Raw genomic sequence first — 17,320 nt, forward strand, 5'->3', positions numbered from 1 at the left:
GAGAGTTCATTCAAATTTGCCTATACTAATGCAATTTTAGTGAATGAAGGACATCATTTTGCGCCCTACCGTACTTTGCTTTTCCGGTTTAGACCCTTCAGGTGGAGCCGGCCTTCAAGCAGATATTGAAGCCATTGGTCAAAGTGGTGCACATGCGGCAATTGCCTGCACAGCCCTCACCATTCAAAATTCACAGCAGGTTTTTGGTTTCAAAGCCACTTCCAGAGAATTACTGTTGGCACAGGCCAATGCGGTGATAAATGACCTGCCCATTCGTTGCGTAAAATCTGGCATGTTAGGCACTACAGATAATATCGCGGCTCTGGCCGAGTTTCTGACTGCACATCCAGATTATCTCTATGTGCTGGATCCGGTTTTGGTCGCCAATAGTGGCGGTTCGCTGGGCAATCAGGAAACGCTGGTCAAAGCATTTACCCAGTTGATTCCATTGGCCACCATTTTAACGCCGAATACGGTTGAACTACGTGCCCTGACGGGTGAGCAGGATCTCAAGCTGGCCACTCAAAAATTATTTGAAATGGGTGCACAGGCGGTTTTGGTCAAAGGCGGTCATGAAGATACGCCAGATTACATTCAGAACAGTCTGTATATTGCAGATGAGCTGGTCAACGAAACTCGCTGTCCACGTCTGCCAGGTGAATATCATGGCTCTGGTTGTTCATTGGCCAGTTTCATTGCCGGACGTCTGGCTATGGGCGATCAGTTGAAAACCGCGGTACAGCATGCTGAAACCTGGTTATTTGGGGTATTAAAAAATGCTGAAATTCCTGTTCCAAATGGCCAGAGAATTCCAAAGCGTTTTTAAAATCACATGTTTTAAAATTAAAAAGCCTGAATGCGTCAGGCTTTTTTTATCGCTGCTATTTTATAAACAATACTATTTGGCCTGATAAATGACTTTGCTTACGTAGGTCGGTAAATTCCAAGCACCACCGGCGAAGCCTTTACATTGCACGGTCAGACTACTGAAGCTTTTGACAAATTTCTTGCCATTCCAGGCCCATTCGTCCTGACTCAGACAATCACCCAAACCACGTACTTTATGCCCGGAAAATATCTGGCCTTGGCTAAATGTTTCTCCTGAGGTGGTTACCAGCTGTTTCAGCTGCTTGTTTTTGTCCATCAGCCAGAAGCCACTACCCATATTATAAGCTCCGCGCCAGCACGGAATCTGAATCAGCTGAGTCTGAGCATTAATGGGATAAATCGTCATAACATCATCATTGAGAAAACGCTGGCTAAACAGCAAATCACATTGATCCTCGTTGGTGGTGGCTTGCAGTTTTCGAATCATCTGCTGACTTGTTGCCGTATTCAGTTTTGCTTGAGTGACTTTGCCTGACTGATATTTTGGGATCTGAATTTTCGGTATCGCTGCAGCTTTGAGCACCGCCTGATTGGATTTTTTCCCCGGCCTGATCAAGGCTGAGGGCGTAGAAAGTCGACGCTGAAATTCATCCATCTTGAGTAAAACGGCACTGGCACCGGAAGTCGACAGGTTCCAGCGTGATTGCGTATTCTTAAATACAACCGGAGCTGTTCCCTGTACAGCTTTTAGCAAGGCTCGCGTTTGATCAGTACTGAGTTGCCCTATTCCCTCCCGATTCAGACCAATCACACCATAAGGTGTGCTGGCAATTTGTAGCTGAAGCTGTCGTGTAGGTGTGGCAGCAGCTAAGGGTAAAATCTGGACTTGGGCTTTGATACTACTGTTTGCACCCGCAGCACGCTCTAGTAGCACCGAAACCGGCTGATCAATATCTTGATCCGATTGATAACCGGCAGCGCGGCAGGTGCCGGTATTATCACAGGAAATTTCCCAGTCTTTATGTAAAAAATGCAGTCCCTGAATAGCAGCCAGACTCCATGAACTGATACTGGCTAGACCAAATGTGATACTCATGATTTTGATGCTGTAGATCCATTTTTGTTTCATCATTTAGTCCTTATTTAAAACGCTTGCCGAGGTAGCAGGCTGCATCTGCTCAATCTGCTTCTGTTTATCTTTTTTCTTGCGCTCATTGCTCAGGGTCGCCATTAAATCCTGCGCCAAAGCCTTAAGCAGAATCATATCTTCGGCCTGCATCTGTCTCGGTTGTTTATCCAGCAGACATAGACTACCAAGCGCAATTCCATTTTTATCTTTTAAGGGCACACCGGCATAGAAACGGATATGATGCTGTCTTAACTCTGACAGATGCGGAAAGCGCGGGTCACGCTGCAAGTCTTCAATCACCAAAGGCTCATTCTGATAAAGCAGATGGGTGCAAACTGAATCCTTGCACATTTTCCGGGTTGCAATAGGTTCTTGGGTAAAAGGACTAACTGGAATATACATTTCGTGCTGATTCAGCCAGGAAATTTGTGCGTAATCAACGTCAAAGGCTTGACGGGCTTCTTCAATATATTGTTTATAAAGGATCTGATGACGGTGATCTAATAATCCCAACTCATTTAAAGCCTGCTGCCGTTCTTTTTCATTCTTGATCTCCAGATTCTCAAACCAGCTTTCGCCTTCATTCAAGGTATAAGTTTCGACAGTCAGAATCAGATCATCGACATTATTGACCAGTGCTTCCAGCTCAAAACGTTGTTGCAGTTCATCCAGAAGCTCCAGCTGCATCACGCTCCAAGTCGCAAAAATGATTTTCAGCTCAGGATATTGCTGTGCCAGTCTATATTTCAGCAACCGGATCTGTGCCGCAGGCGCATGATGAAAAATCGACACACATAAAATCTTGATCGAAGCTGGTAATGCAATACCCTTTCCTGATTCACTCGATTGAATCAGCACATCCGAATCATTTCGGGCAGCAATATTTTTGAGATTCAGCGCGTGTGCCACCATGGCAGAAATTTGGGTATCAATTTCCCAACGCGCACCGACACAATAAACTTCGGGCTGCTCGGTACTTAATTTACTCGGATAGGCTTTTTGAAACGCATGATTAAAGAACTGTAAGCCCTGATAAAGACGCAAACGGTGCTCGGCAGTAACATCAGTATCATGTCCTTGAGAATAAATCCGAATGGCTGGAATGGCCACTTCGCCATAGAACATTTGTACACGACGGGCCACCTCCTCTGCACTGGGCTTTTTCGGTAATTGCGCACAGATGTAATCATTGGTTACCTGCATTGCATCATTGACTTCATCAGCCACCAGTCGTTGATAAAAACGTTCGGAGGGTGACAATACTGGCGTACTGCCAAGCAAAGTTTTAACAAAACCCAGTGCCGGCACGTAGTTGGACAAAACCAGCAGGCAGGCAGTCAACGGCGTCGACAAGATCAGCCCTACCGGTCCCCAGAGGGTGGTCCAGAACGTGGCCGCCAGAATAATTGCCAAAGTAGACAGACCGGTACTTTCCCCATACAGCCAAGGTTCAATCACGTTATTGCTGATGAGTTCCAGCACCAGTATCAAGCCCACAGTCCAGAGCACCATGTCCCAGCCCGGATCAACGGCGAAAGCCAGTGTAATCGGGAAAATAGCTGAAACGATCGGACCAACATAGGGTACAAAACGCATAACCACCGCGACCAGCCCCCACATGATCGCTGCTGGCACGCCAATCAATAACAGCCCAATCGCCATGGGAATACCATAAGTGACATTGACCAGCAGCTGCATGCGCAAATAGGTCCCGATACTTTTGCCGGCATCATCCAGCGCATCGGTGCCGATATTCAGATTACCGCCCAAGAGTTTCAGAAAGCGATCATGCAGGTCTTTGCCATTGAATAAAATCAATACCATAAACAGGAACACTATCCCGATAATCGCCAGCGGATTCAGGATTTTATTCAACCAGTCCAGCGCAGCCTCTTCACTCGTTGGCTCTAGGCCCACGACTTTGACATTCTGCACATTCGGGTCTTCTGTTTCCTGTTCGGGAGTGTCTATCGAATCTTCAACTGTGTCAAAGGTCTGGATCGCACCATCCCACATACTCGGTCCCTGACGATAGTTTTCGAGCATTTTCAGTTTTTGCTGGATGGTGTCCTGATATTGCGGCAGTTCCTGACTTAGCTTGCCAAGTTGCACCCCCAGATAAGTTGCAGTGCCGCCCAGAAATGACAAGGTCAGGCACATGACCAAGCCAATTGCCGCCCATTGGGGACAGCCCCAGCGCTTTAAGCGAGAAACCAGAGGAGAAAGTAAAAATGCCAGCAGAATAGCCAAAGCCAGCGGAATAAAAATATCACGGCCAAAATACAATGCCGTCATGACTACAGCAGCAATTACAAAGCCTGCCATCATTCTGAGTGCATGTTGGGTGCGCTGCCGTTCGGACTGATCCGGCATCAATACTTCAGTCTGTTGTTGCAGGTTGGCCTGTCTTGGTTTTACTTGACTGTTCTTGTTGTTATCCACCTGAAAAGTCCTAAAATATTATTCCTTCAACATAATTTAGGACTTTCTATATTTTTGTTACAAAGGTATTCCTGTAATCATTTGCAAAGATATTTCACTTAAATCTTTTCAGGTAAGTGGATTAACTCACGCTTTTGATCCGGCGCATTTTCCGGGTTTCGAGTTGCACAGGAACTGAAGTATGTTGATGCAGCAATTGCCATTTGCCCTGCTGCTTGCTCAGGCACATGCTGACCCGACACCAGCCCAGCTGGAAAATCGGTTCAATCACCGCATAACTCACCCGTACATAACCATCGACTACAGCCAGATCAGAAGTGACATGAATATTAAGGTCTTGGCGTTCGATGCGTATGCCTTCCGGTATAAATGCCCGATATTGCTGCCAGAGTGCCTGATAGGCTTCTACACCTTTCACTTCCATACTGACATCGACCAGACGGATATCGGGTCGGCATAATTGAACAATATCCTGAATTTCAAGTCTGGCTACGGCATTATCCCACTCCTGAAGAAATGCCATGACTTCCTGAGCCAATTTTTCATCCCCAAAAACCTGCATTAAAGTTTCCTCAACCGGACAAGTCAGACCTGAAATCTGGGATTCAATCAACTCACCCGATTTCTGATCTTTTTGTTCTTATTATTTTGCTTATGCTAAAGCGTTATTCTCGCTTTGCTCTTCCCACTGCCGGATTGGATACAGCTCACCTGAAGATTATTTTTTAAATTATTTTTATTTTAATCAGGATGAATATGCTGTTTCTAGATTGGATGATTCAAAAATCAGCAGCGATTAAAAGTTACTTTAGAACTTTTATCGCATGCCTGTAAATGACATAAAGCGTCATTTAAAAATAGAAATAATTTTAGATCTGAATAAAATAGCGAGCTGTTACAGACCAAGTCGATCTGTTTATAAATTTCGTATAGCATTGATAAAGTTTCAAGGCATTTGATCCATGTCATCTCAGCAAATAAAAGCCATCATTCAGATAACAGCTTTACGATAAGTCTGCTTTGGCATTTCAATGATTTCGACACGAAGCTGTATTTTTAAGTCTGGCTGGGCCGCAATATATTGCTGCATGACGTCGAGCACCAATTCGGAAATTGCCTGACGAACTTCGACACTGCGCCCGCTCAACAGTGAAACTTTAGCATGCACATAGGCCTGATCTGTAACAACATTCAGTCCAATCACATAATCCTGCTGCATAATCGCACGACTTTTTAAATCATTGGGATCGGTGACATGGCCGGCGTTAAAAAGTGCCTGATGAATCGCGACCAATAAGGGTTTGATCTCGATATGTTGCAGATTGTCAGAATATTCCAGATGCAGGTGCGGCATTAAAGGGATCTCAAATCGAAATGTGAGGATCAGGCGACAGGAAAATGATCAGCCCCGAATTTCAGCAATAATGAGAATAATACGATACATCAACCGTATTATTCTCTCGTCAGAATTTTAGTCTAGGGCTAAATTTAAGCTTTCTTGACATATTCTGATTTCAGTTTCATCGGGCCGATTCCCTCGATTTTACAATCGATATCATGCCCATCTGCAGCATCAGGCAGCAAGCGGATACTTTTGACTTTGGTACCTACTTTCACCACTGAAGATGAACCTTTGATTTTCAGGTCTTTAATCACCGTTATACTATCACCATCTGCCAGCACATTGCCATTGGCATCCTTAATGATCACTTGTTCTTCAGTGACTTCACCTTCTTTCCACTCGTGTGCGCATTCAGGACAGATCAGTAGATCACCATCTGCATAGGTATATTCAGATTGACATTTTGGACAGTTTGGCAGACCCATAAGAACCTCGAAAAAAGAGAAAAATTAAATAAATGAAACAAATAAGCTCACAGTATAGCATCTTTGTCAGGCGCGCTGATGGAGAGGACATTGGGATGAAACCAACACAGGAGATCCAAGGAATTAATTGTCTGAAATCTGCGGATTAACCAGCAAAGACAGGAGTTGCAGTGATTCCTGCCAGCTCAAATGACACACCGCCGGCGGCACCACATCCGGATAACCTACCTGAATAATATGCAAACCGGTACCGATTGACACTTTTTCAAAGATGATCGTCACCTCTATTTCACCCTGCAAGTCGGGGGTAGAAAACTGATCGGTATAGCGCAGCAGCTGATTGGGAATGACCTCATGATAAATGCCATGAAAATGATGCTGGGTTCCGGTAGAAAAATTGGTAAAGGTGGTTTTATAGCTGCCGCCGGGTTTGACTTCCGCATGTTCTACTTTGGCAATAAAGCCATGTGGTGCCAGCCATTTGACCAGTGCATCCGGATGTACAAAGGCACGATACACCCGCTCCGGTGGTGCACTAAACACACGATGCATTTTTAAGGTGTAACTCATTTTTTCTTGTCCTTTGTTCTTATTATTTTTTATTGCGGGATATTCCCTGCATTTGTTGTGACTAAATTATCAGCCTGAGTTAAGTACTCATCTGAGTTATTTTATCCAGTTTTGAGCTGGCTATATATAATGAGTATGTATCTATACTCAAGCTCAAATCTTCATCTAACGATTAAATAGAGCAATAAAAAAACCCGGCAGCACCGGGTTTCTTACTTTAAATCATTTAAATACAAGCATGCTCAGCTACTACGCAGGCTGCCCTCTTCGTCATCCAACTCATCATCATAGACATAGGCCATGCAACCCCAACCATCATATTCACCCTGAAATTGTGCCGCGATTTTGCTGAACCATTGTTCCAGATCCACGATATCTTCGTAAGCAGGTTCCATATACACATAAATCGTGATGATCCATTCCAGGGTATCGCTTTCTTCGTCCTGAAACAGGCTGATTTTTTGCTCTTCTTTTAATAGATGCAAGGCACAACGATCCGCCTGCGCTTCATCCGCAAAGGCAATCGAAAATTCAATTTCATGTGCCTCTTGCAAGTCGTCGCCATCCTGATGCATTTGCCACAGTACATTGCCATTTTCATCGTCCGGGAATTGATTGTAATCACGTGACATAGAAGTATCCTTATTATGATGCTGTTTTATTCTGCATTTAAGATTAGCTGATTTTTGTACAATTATCGAGATACAGACAAAAAATATTATCTTTTAACCATAAATAAACATATGATTTTTATAAATATAAAAATAAGTAAGAGGATCAATATAGTCAAGATTCCTCAAGGCCAAAAATCCTGAAAAATATCAGGATTTAAACCAACTTATGGCATTCAGAATACTCTGGTAAAAATCTTCTAGACCTATGAATGTCATGATCTACGCGATGTGTGGATGCAGATGATCCTGTTCCAATTGCAAAACCAGCGCAGCAAACTTGAGTTCTTCTAAACGCAGATCAAGATAGGATTCTTGAATCATCGCCTGACTCAGTGTCTGCCCGGTATAATTCAGCAAGACATAATCATCCTTTAAGGCCTGCAATATCTCGCCCAAATTTTCTGTGCTTAATTGAGAGAGATATAAATCTGCCTTACAGTTGAAAGCCAGACTCAGGATTTCAATAGTACTTCGACGGCGATTGTCGTCGACATAATTACAGCTCGCCACCTGCTGTTTTTCTATGGCCTGTTGAATTCTGTCACGGACATTGTGTAAATGCCCAACCGCATCCGTTTCGCTATAACCCTCAATCAGCTGCTCTAAAACCTGTGTTGCGGGAAGCTGCAAGCCGAAGCGCTGGGCCTGTATTTTATGCTGTAAAGCACTCAATACCTCTTGCAAGCGATGCTGTTGTTTAGCCTGTTCATAATAACCGTGCAAACTTTGTCGGGCCTGCTGTTCAACTTCAATTAATGCTTGCGCCTGAAACTGGGCAAGATAATCTTTTACTCTTGCGATATAGGCTTTGAGATCATCGATCATGATCGAAGCATCCAGCTTGGTCGCTTCAACAAAGTTTTCAGCCTGCAAAGTCCGGTTAATAATATATTGCTCGATATCCCAGATATCCTGATATTTTTTATATTTATTCAGGGCAATGTTTAAACTGCCATTTTGTACCCGCAATTGGGTGATTTCATAATTCAATTCATCGACTTGAGTTTCATAATCTGCCAATTTGCTGCGGGAATGATCCAGGTTTTCCTGTAAAAACTGGATATTGCTGCGTAATGAAGCCTGTACCTTTAAGCTCCATAGCAATGCACATATTAAAATACTCGCGAGAACGAAGAGAGCCATACTGAGCATCGTTCTTTCCTTTAACCCCGGGCAGCGCCCTAAACCATCAAATTAAAAATTTATTATAAAGTCATGATTAATTTTGCATCACTTCGGCCAGATAATCAAAGCCGTTGATCAATACTAAGTCATTCATTCATTTTATTTTTCTACAAAATTTTTATGTGCAAGTCATGTATGACTGACTACTTTCCAGCTCAAGACAAATCCATTCTGAAACAACTTACGATATTTTTTATATCAAAGGATATAATTTGAAAGTTTAAAAATAATGAAAGGAAGGTTAAAAAATCATAAAAATAAAGGCATCAGGCCTATAGCGGGAGATAAAAGAATAAAAAATCTCTAGGCTTATCGTCAAGAGATAAACCGAACATTAAAATTTATATTCTGCAGTAACTGCCGATCAGGCAATGGATCAGTAGAAAATTTCATTTGAACATGCTTATAAAGCCACTCATTTCCACGCTGTTATCGAAATAAATTCTCACACTTTTTTATTCGGATTGCCCAGTTTAAGAGCTTGATCCTGATCATATTTATGAGATTAAAAAGCATGTGTCCGGTTGAATCTAACTATTAAGCAGAATCAAATTAGAATGGTATGTCTGCCTTTATTTCAACCGGGACACCACTCAAAGGCTGGGTAAAAGCCAAATAACTGGCATGCAAGGCCATACGATTTAAAGGACTGCGCTGGGGTTCAGGATGATAAATTTTATCGCCAGTAATGGGATGACCGATATGCAGCATATGCACGCGTAGCTGATGGGAACGGCCAGTAATTGGTGTCAGTAGTACCCGGCTAATGTCTTGCTGGGGTAGATATTCTAAGGCCTGATACAGGGTTTTGGCGGCCTTGCCCAGTTCAAAATGCACCATCTGACGCGGACGGTTTTCCCAGTCGGTAATCAAAGGCACATCAACGCTGCCCTCACCTTCAAGTTTGCCTTGTACCAGTGCAACATAATTTTTATGTACCGTGCGTGCCTGAAACATTTTACTCACCGCCACTTCTGCATCGCGGTGTTTGGCAAACATCAAAATACCGGAGGTGGTCATATCCAGACGATGGGTAATTTTAGCCTGCGGATACTGATCTAAAACCCGTAAATAAGCGCTGTCATGATGTTCAGGTAAACGCCCCGGCACCGACAATAATCCGGCCGGCTTTTCAATCACCAGCAGATCATCATCTTCATAAACAATCTGCAACGGCTCTTGCGGTGGGCAATAAATAAAGTCGAGGTTAATCGGCATGTAGGTGTAGCATCTGGGGCAATGCGCGCAAAATAACAAGCGGGATTTAGCCTGTCAATCACTGCGCACAGCCAGATAGATTAATCTGCCAGATAATAATCGACTGTCGAGACCACGCGGACTTTCTTCAAATAGGGTGTATTGCTGTCACGATCTTCAATACTAAACAGTCCCTGATTGGCGGACTTGATTTTGCCCAGACTGCTCTTTGAATCGGCAGCAAATTTTTCTGCCACACTGCGGGCATTTTCGGTGGCTTGTTCAATCATTGCCGGCTTGATGTCATTCAGCTTGGTAAACAAATATTCCGTTCTTTGTCCAGAATCATCTCCAGCAAAGGCAATGCCTTTTCTGCCCAAAACCACCAAACGGCTTTGCGCTTTGCGTACTGTATCGATGTTGTGGGTATAGACTGTAATGGTCTGGCTGGCGGTGTAACGTAGCGCGACATTGGCATCCCCGCCATATTGCTGCGCGTATTTATCGGTGATACTCGGTGAAGCACTGGTAATTTCTTCCGTGCTAAATCCTTCATTTTTTAAGAAGGTCTGAATTTCCTGGGTATTGGTTTGCATGGTATCGTACAATTCGGCCAAATCCTGACTGCCGGCATTAAAGCGGATTGGCCATACCGCCACATCGGCTTTGACTTCGCGTTCCGACAAGCCTTTGACCGAAACTATACGTTCATACTGTTTAATTTTCAGCGCGCTATTGCCCAGAATCCATCCTGCAATAATCATTCCCAAGCCGATCAAGGCGCCTAAAATCAGGGCCGGTTTGAATTGATTCATCCTTCAACTCCTTTGAAATCTTTTTTCGTTCTTATTGATCCTGCCACGCTATCAAGTAGCGATAAAATGATACTAATTCAATCTTATTTTTATCACTCGAAGATTCAATCACAACATCGTACTTAACCTTGATTTATCAGATAGATTGCAATTAACGGCGTCAGGTTAAACAGCAGAATGCCAATTTTATACACAGCCATTCCTGAATAATGAATCACATTAAAACTGGCATCTGACAGCCGAAACCATTTTCCATGCACCTGCTTCATCCAGTTTCGAGCAAAAATAAAGACCATGAACCAGATCATGAGAATGACATAATTAATGAGTGTGCAAAACAGTAAAAAACGGCACCAGATATCGAGATTCATGAGGATTCCCCTAAGGGGCAACTGATGTTTTTAAAATAACAGATCGTGTTGAGAAATGAAGAGCTTATTTGTATCTTGCGTAGATGGATATTTTTCTTAAATTTATGATTTATATTTATTTTAATTTTTAATTCTACGTATATTGCTGGAGAATTTTTTAGGGTGTTGGGAAAACTCGCAATGGTTTACTTCAACTATCATTCTTTGTAAGACCTGATCTTATAGCCTATAAACTTTTGGTCTATAGCGTCCTAAGCCGAATCGAGACCTTTTGGGTTCGTACTGCACTCGCGTTTTGCGCCGCTCACAGCATGCTACTCTTTCCGATCCCATCACACCCTTGAAAGCTATATTAGGCAAAGATGGACGGGATTAATTTCCTATGTTTTTTTAATTTGCATTAAATCTGAAAATTTATTTCATTATTAACCCACATATAGAGAAATAAATTCCATTTCCAATTTTTTATGCTTTTTTATTCGCCAAAATGAGACTTTATTGCAATTTATATTCAGGTCAGGATTGCTGTTTTATTGAAAGAATGTTCCCTGAATCCATTGCGCACTAAACCACCATGCACTGATCGCTGACATCCCGCAGAGCAGATTGGCCAGAACCTTATTGAGTCTCGTCAGTTCAGAATTATAGATTTTCAGATTCACCAAATAAGCCATCACGCCGTAGAGCAAGCCAATTACGCCCCCAAACAGGATCAGAATTAATGGCCATGCGGAATAAAAATGGGCTTTTTTGCTTAATTTGCCTGATTCTGGTGCGTACTCTCTGATTTCCATATGCGCTTACCCTCTTTCCAATATGTACATATGCACTATTTCAAGGCAGATATTTAGCTGTTATTAAATATTTGCCGACTCAGACTTGGATTGAAGCAAGAAGCAGACCAGTTCTAGTGTACAAAGAGCTGACGGGTATGCTGGTTAATATAGGCATTTAGCCCATCGCCATATCGGGCAAGCTGTTTCATGTTCTCGACATGCTGATAACCGGCACTACTATAGCTGTAAGTATAGACTTTCGAGGTTTTCTTAAATTGAACCCGAATAAACTCATTACCAATCTCGTAATTGGCGACACCTGAGTCGTGATTAAGATCAAGATAATATTGCAATTGAGCAGCCCTAAATACGGTGAAACTAGGGTTTTATATGGGGATGATTTGGTTAATTTTCAATCAAAAATAACTATTAAAAAGATGTGTCATTATAAAAAAATATCCCACTTAATAATGGGATATTTTTTTCAATCTAATTGAATTAATTAGCAATTAGGATCAACAACATAACTTGTCTGGCTAAATTTTTGCCATGCTCCAGTAGCAGCACCATCTACAACCAGAATAGAAATAATTCCCCAATCCAGGAAGATACCTAATAAAGTTGTTGGATCAAATGTTTTCTGTGGAATAACCGTATTGGTTTGACAGCCTTGCTTCTCTGCCTTAATTACATAGTTTTCTTTCTTTTTGAAAGTGTAGACAGTATTACGCTGTCCCATATATTCTTCATTGACGTATAACTTAGCCAATTCATCATTACTACGGATATTCACAGTTTGGGTTGAACCATTAAACATCGTGGCGCAGCCTGAAGTAAATAGGATTGCACTGCCTAATATTAAAGCTGTAAATTTTTTCATTGTTTCCCCCCGGAAATATCTAACCTTAATTTTAAGTGGTTAGCTAATTTTTAAAGCAGACAACCTATACCTTTTATACTAATAGTTCAAATAATTTTTTGAATTTATTATAATTTTTTGCTTTAAACCAAGATTCCTCCCCCGACATAAAACTGTTTTCTCATAATAATCTTTTATTTCTCTGTATGAGATTTGGATACCACAGCAAAAAGCCCTATCGAGTAATAGGGCTTTCATTCAAAACAGAGGGTAACTGTTTGAGTTGTTTTGCTTAGGCATTCTTATTGTTAAATTGATTGCCTTGGCATTTGGTACACGGTGGTAAACGATCAGTACCAATTTCTAAGTAGGTGCGGTGTCCGCATTGAACACAAAAATAGAAGCCTGTTCCGGGTTTTTCGCCAGCAGTAACCATCTTTGTTCTCCATGGTTTTAGAAATGGTCTGACTAGTATAACCCTCTGGTAATGAATGTCTATTGTCCATTTTTGTAAATGATAGTGTCGTTTGGGCAAAGTAGTATTTCTAATTATTATTTAGTAACTCATTAATTAAGTGATAATTTATTATTTTTTTCAAGTAAACTAGTTTAATAACATTGAGATAAGTGATACATAAGGCCAAGTATAGCGCAGTGCGTTAATACAAAATTATCACCATAGCCATATGAAATTTTATATTCCCTTAAAGTTATAGACGTCTTTAATCATTGAGGAAGCTCAACTGCTTAAGTATAAAAAGAAAAGTACCTGTTTGTATTTTCTTGATAAAGACATTAATGCTCTAAATAAAAACCCCACTTCACAGCAGGGTCTTTTTAACCAATATCAAAAAATTTTACTCTCTCCTAACCTTCCCTTTTAAAAATAGGTTTGAGGATATTTTTAATTAAGAATTTGATTATAATTAACTTTTTCAAAAAAATATCAATAATTTTATCTTAAATATAAAAATTTGGACTACAAAATAGTAAAACTGAAATTTGTTCCTTTTATTTCTCTACTTAATAAATGATTTTGATTAAATTCATAACCTACTTTATTTGCATTAATGTATTCGATACATGTATCTTCTTGAACAGTTTTATGAATACCTACACACCAAAAAGTACGGATATAACTATGCTCACTAGGTTTAAGAGAATAAAATTTATTTAGATCTTTTATCATTGCAGTAATACAACTTTTAGCTGATTTATGCTGTTTTAGTTCTACAGCAATCATACTTTCAGTGGACTTATTTCTTTCCCTTAGCCAAAAATCAATAATCCCTTTTTCCTTTAACGTCTCAACTCGCTTATCTGTTATGCAAGGAACTTCTCGCTCCCAGCCCATGACATTTTCATGCTTATCTAAAAAAAATGCCAACTCAACCTGTAACCAAGTTTCCCAGCCACTTATTGCTTTCTCTTCAATTATATTTAATCGATTTTGTATGCTTTTTTGCCTAAAAAACTCATTAAATAAATTTGTTAAAAATTCAAAATCACCATTTAATACTCGATTACTCATCTTTATTATTCTCGATAAAAACCCCACTGTACAGTAGGGTCTTTTTTAAACAATATCAATTATTTTTTTAAATAAACTTACGCCACATTCCCTTCCAGGAAATCCTGCGCAAAGCGTTGTAAGACCCCACCTGCTTCATACACATGTACTTCTTCTTCGGTATCCAGACGACAGGTCACTGGCACTTCAATAATCTGGTTCTTACCATCATCGGTTGAACGCTCAATCACTAAAGTTAAAGTCGAACGTGGCGCAATATTACCAATCACGCTATACAGCTCAGTACCATCAAGACCTAAAGTCTTACGATCTGTACCCGGCTTAAACTCAAGCGGTAAAACGCCCATACCGACTAAATTAGTACGGTGAATACGCTCAAAACCTTCTGCTACAATCGCTTCTACACCCGCCAGACGTACACCTTTTGCTGCCCAGTCACGACTCGAACCCTGACCATAATCCTTACCGGCAATAATGATCAACGGCTGTTTACGGTTCATGTAGATTTCAATCGCTTCCCACATCCGCATCACTTCGCCTTCAGGTTCCACACGTGCTTTCGAACCCTGTTTGATGGTGCCGTCAGAACGCACCACCATTTCATTAAACAGTTTCGGGTTAGCAAAAGTCGCACGTTGCGTGGTCAGGTGATCACCGCGATGCGTTGCATAGGAGTTAAAGTCTTCCTCAGGCACGCCCATTTTTTTCAGGTATTCACCTGAAGCACTGTCTAAAACAATAGCATTCGATGGTGACAAATGATCGGTGGTGATGTTATCGCCCAAGATCGCAAGCGGACGCATATTTGACAAGGTACGCGGTGCAGCCAAAGCCCCTTCCCAATACGGCGGACGACGGATATAGGTACTTTGCGGACGCCAGTCATACAGCGGACTTGTTGCCTTTTCATTCACACCCAAGTCGAACATTGGAATGTAGATTTTTTTGAATTGTTCTGGTTTTACAGCAACTTTTACCAGCGCATCAATTTCTTCATCCGATGGCCAGATATCTTTTAGATAAATCGGATTGCCGTCTTTATCGTTTCCTAAAGCATCTTTTTCGATATCAAAACGAATCGTACCGGCAATCGCATACGCCACCACTAAAGGCGGTGAAGCCAAGAATGCCTGTTTCGCATAAGGATGAATACGTCCATCGAAGTTACGGTTGCCCGAAAGCACCGCTGTTGCATACAGGTCACGGTCGATGATTTCCTGCTGAATCTTTGGATCTAATGCGCCCGACATGCCGTTACAGGTCGTGCATGCATAGGCCACGATACCAAAGCCCAGTTTTTCTAAATCTTTAAGTACGCCTGCTTCTTCCAAATACAAAGCAGCCGCTTTAGAACCCGGTGCAAAAGAAGATTTCACCCAAGGTTTACGCACCAAGCCCAATTCATTGGCCTTACGTGCTAGCAAACCTGCCGCCACCGTATTACGTGGGTTAGAGGTATTGGTACAAGAGGTAATCGCCGCGATAATCACCGCGCCATCTGGCATTAAGCCTTCTGCTTCTTGCGCGCGAGCTGCTTCTAAATTACCGGCAATGCCTTTTTCTTTCAGGTCAGCAGTTGATACGCGTGCATGCGGATTTGATGGGCCAGCGATATTACGTGTCACAGTCGATAAATCGAAACGCAGCACACGTGGATATTCCGCTTGAGTCATATCCGATGCCCAAAGACCAATTTCTTTGGCATAGGTTTCCACCAGTTTGACTTGCTCAGGCTCACGACCGGTCAAAGTCAGATAATCAATCGTATTCTGGTCGATATAGAACATCGCAGCGGTAGCGCCGTATTCCGGTGTCATGTTGGAAATCGTGGCGCGATCACCCACTGACATGCTGTCAGCACCTTCACCAAAGAATTCTAAGTAAGCGCCAACCACACGCTCTTTACGCAGGAATTCAGTCAATGCTAATACGATATCGGTTGCAGTAATGCCCGGCTTGCGCTGACCCACCAATTCCACACCAATAATATCTGGCAGACGCATCCAAGATGCTCGGCCCAGCATCACGTTTTCAGCTTCCAAGCCACCCACACCAATCGAGATCACGCCCAATGCATCGGTATGTGGCGTATGCGAATCTGTACCAACACAGGTATCCGGGAATGCCAGACCGTCACGGTTCTGAATCACTGGAGACATTTTCTCCAGATTGATCTGGTGCATGATGCCATTGCCCGCCGGAATCACATCAACATTCTCAAACGCGGTTTTAGTCCATTCAATAAAATGGAAACGGTCTTCGTTACGACGGTCTTCAATGGCACGGTTTTTCTCAAAGGCATCCGGATCAAAACCACCAAACTCAACCGCCAGTGAATGATCGACAATCAGCTGGGTTGGAACTACCGGATTGACTTTAGACGGGTCACCGCCCTGATTGGCAATCGCATCACGTAAACCGGCAAGATCCACCAGTGCCGTTTGCCCCAAGATGTCATGACACACTACACGTGCCGGATACCACGGAAAATCATGTTCCTGTTTACGCTCAATCAGCTGGCGTAAAGACTGTTCCAGAATGGCAGGATCACAACGACGCACCAACTGCTCTGCCAGGACTTTGGAAGTATAAGGAAGTTTGGCATGTGCGCCTGGCTGAATATCTTCTACGGCCTGTCGCACGTCATAATATTCCAGCTGGGTGGTGGATTGCAGCGGTTTACGGTAGTTGTTGTTCATAAGCTTGCCTGCCCTCGTTTATCTCTATTTTTATTCATCAATAGATATCGATGAGTTACTTTTGTAATAGCAGCATTGTACGCTGCACAAATAGCATTTCCCAAATTTTATATTTTTCAAATACTTAATTATAAAAAACGGTATTTTCGCAAAAATTTGTTACATAGACTTTAGAATTTTTGCTTTAAAGCGGTCTTTTGCTAAAAAAATCTGAATAATTCGCCTTATTCTTTAGTCTTATGTTGCAAAATATTTCTCTAAATTTTTATTTGATTATTAATATAAACCACTAATATCATTAATAAATAATTAATTTTATGTGCATTTTTTTAAAGATAAAAAAATATAGTCTCACTGGTTTTCATAGGCCTGTCCTGCCGCCGCATTTAGCAAAATTTCAATCCCCTAATTTGGGAT

The 17,320-nt window shown here is 41.9% G+C and carries 18 protein-coding genes; 1 reads left to right on the forward strand and 17 read right to left on the reverse strand.

Annotated features, from left to right (window positions below; all coding sequences use genetic code 11):
- Positions 1-58 precede the first annotated feature (58 nt).
- A complete protein-coding gene (locus tag FTV08_RS01880) occupies positions 59-826 on the forward strand; it encodes a hydroxymethylpyrimidine/phosphomethylpyrimidine kinase (protein WP_035342333.1) in 768 nt (255 codons plus the stop codon).
- A gap of 72 nt (positions 827-898) precedes the next feature.
- Here the strand turns inward: FTV08_RS01880 and FTV08_RS01885 are convergent, their stop codons facing one another.
- The 17 genes from FTV08_RS01885 to acnD all read right to left on the reverse strand — a co-directional run bounded on the left by FTV08_RS01885 (position 899) and on the right by acnD (position 16,903).
- Positions 899-1,957, reverse strand: a complete 1,059-nt coding sequence (locus tag FTV08_RS01885; protein WP_180086415.1) for a DUF1176 domain-containing protein — start codon at positions 1,955-1,957, stop codon at positions 899-901.
- Between the two features lie 3 nt (positions 1,958-1,960).
- A complete protein-coding gene (locus FTV08_RS01890; RefSeq protein WP_180086417.1) occupies positions 1,961-4,399 on the reverse strand; it encodes an AI-2E family transporter in 2,439 nt (812 codons plus the stop codon).
- A 121-nt stretch (positions 4,400-4,520) separates the two neighbouring features.
- On the reverse strand, positions 4,521-4,961 hold the full coding sequence (locus tag FTV08_RS01895; protein WP_005252710.1) for a nuclear transport factor 2 family protein: 441 nt from the start codon (positions 4,959-4,961) through the stop codon (positions 4,521-4,523).
- Between the two features lie 429 nt (positions 4,962-5,390).
- The gene (locus FTV08_RS01900) at positions 5,391-5,753 is read right to left on the reverse strand and encodes a 5-carboxymethyl-2-hydroxymuconate Delta-isomerase (RefSeq protein ID WP_180086419.1); all 363 of its coding nucleotides are present in this window, start codon (positions 5,751-5,753) and stop codon (positions 5,391-5,393) included.
- A 134-nt stretch (positions 5,754-5,887) separates the two neighbouring features.
- Positions 5,888-6,226 carry a zinc ribbon domain-containing protein YjdM gene (locus tag FTV08_RS01905; protein ID WP_180086421.1) on the reverse strand — a complete coding sequence of 113 codons (339 nt, stop codon included), beginning with the start codon at positions 6,224-6,226 and terminating at the stop codon, positions 5,888-5,890.
- 123 nt (positions 6,227-6,349) lie between these two features.
- Entirely contained in the window at positions 6,350-6,796 is a 447-nt protein-coding gene (locus FTV08_RS01910; RefSeq protein WP_180086423.1) for an SRPBCC domain-containing protein, read from the reverse strand.
- Between the two features lie 242 nt (positions 6,797-7,038).
- The gene (locus tag FTV08_RS01915) at positions 7,039-7,428 is read right to left on the reverse strand and encodes a ribonuclease E inhibitor RraB (RefSeq protein WP_004732107.1); all 390 of its coding nucleotides are present in this window, start codon (positions 7,426-7,428) and stop codon (positions 7,039-7,041) included.
- 261 nt (positions 7,429-7,689) lie between these two features.
- Positions 7,690-8,622, reverse strand: a complete 933-nt coding sequence (locus FTV08_RS01920; RefSeq protein ID WP_180086425.1) for a DUF4041 domain-containing protein — start codon at positions 8,620-8,622, stop codon at positions 7,690-7,692.
- A gap of 585 nt (positions 8,623-9,207) precedes the next feature.
- Positions 9,208-9,873 (reverse strand): pseudouridine synthase, encoded by a 666-nt coding sequence (locus FTV08_RS01925; protein ID WP_180086427.1) that lies wholly within the window; start codon positions 9,871-9,873, stop codon positions 9,208-9,210.
- Positions 9,874-9,953: 80 nt separating this feature from the next.
- Complete coding sequence (locus FTV08_RS01930) at positions 9,954-10,667, reverse strand: SIMPL domain-containing protein (protein ID WP_180086429.1); 714 nt, start codon at positions 10,665-10,667, stop codon at positions 9,954-9,956.
- 122 nt (positions 10,668-10,789) lie between these two features.
- The gene (locus FTV08_RS01935) at positions 10,790-11,038 is read right to left on the reverse strand and encodes a DUF6868 family protein (RefSeq protein ID WP_180086431.1); all 249 of its coding nucleotides are present in this window, start codon (positions 11,036-11,038) and stop codon (positions 10,790-10,792) included.
- Positions 11,039-11,568: 530 nt separating this feature from the next.
- Complete coding sequence (locus tag FTV08_RS01940; protein WP_180086433.1) at positions 11,569-11,832, reverse strand: hypothetical protein; 264 nt, start codon at positions 11,830-11,832, stop codon at positions 11,569-11,571.
- Between the two features lie 113 nt (positions 11,833-11,945).
- Complete coding sequence (locus tag FTV08_RS01945; RefSeq protein WP_180086435.1) at positions 11,946-12,167, reverse strand: hypothetical protein; 222 nt, start codon at positions 12,165-12,167, stop codon at positions 11,946-11,948.
- Between the two features lie 149 nt (positions 12,168-12,316).
- Positions 12,317-12,694, reverse strand: coding sequence for a hypothetical protein (locus FTV08_RS01950; protein WP_180086437.1), 378 nt, complete (start codon positions 12,692-12,694; stop codon positions 12,317-12,319).
- Positions 12,695-12,965: 271 nt separating this feature from the next.
- Positions 12,966-13,109 (reverse strand): zinc ribbon-containing protein, encoded by a 144-nt coding sequence (locus tag FTV08_RS01955; RefSeq protein WP_004645925.1) that lies wholly within the window; start codon positions 13,107-13,109, stop codon positions 12,966-12,968.
- Positions 13,110-13,652: 543 nt separating this feature from the next.
- The gene (locus FTV08_RS01960) at positions 13,653-14,204 is read right to left on the reverse strand and encodes a hypothetical protein (protein WP_180086439.1); all 552 of its coding nucleotides are present in this window, start codon (positions 14,202-14,204) and stop codon (positions 13,653-13,655) included.
- Positions 14,205-14,281: 77 nt separating this feature from the next.
- A complete protein-coding gene (acnD, locus tag FTV08_RS01965; protein ID WP_180086441.1) occupies positions 14,282-16,903 on the reverse strand; it encodes a Fe/S-dependent 2-methylisocitrate dehydratase AcnD in 2,622 nt (873 codons plus the stop codon).
- Positions 16,904-17,320: the final 417 nt, after the last annotated feature.

Source organism: Acinetobacter sp. YH12226, from assembly GCF_013417805.1.
Lineage (GTDB): Bacteria > Pseudomonadota > Gammaproteobacteria > Pseudomonadales > Moraxellaceae > Acinetobacter.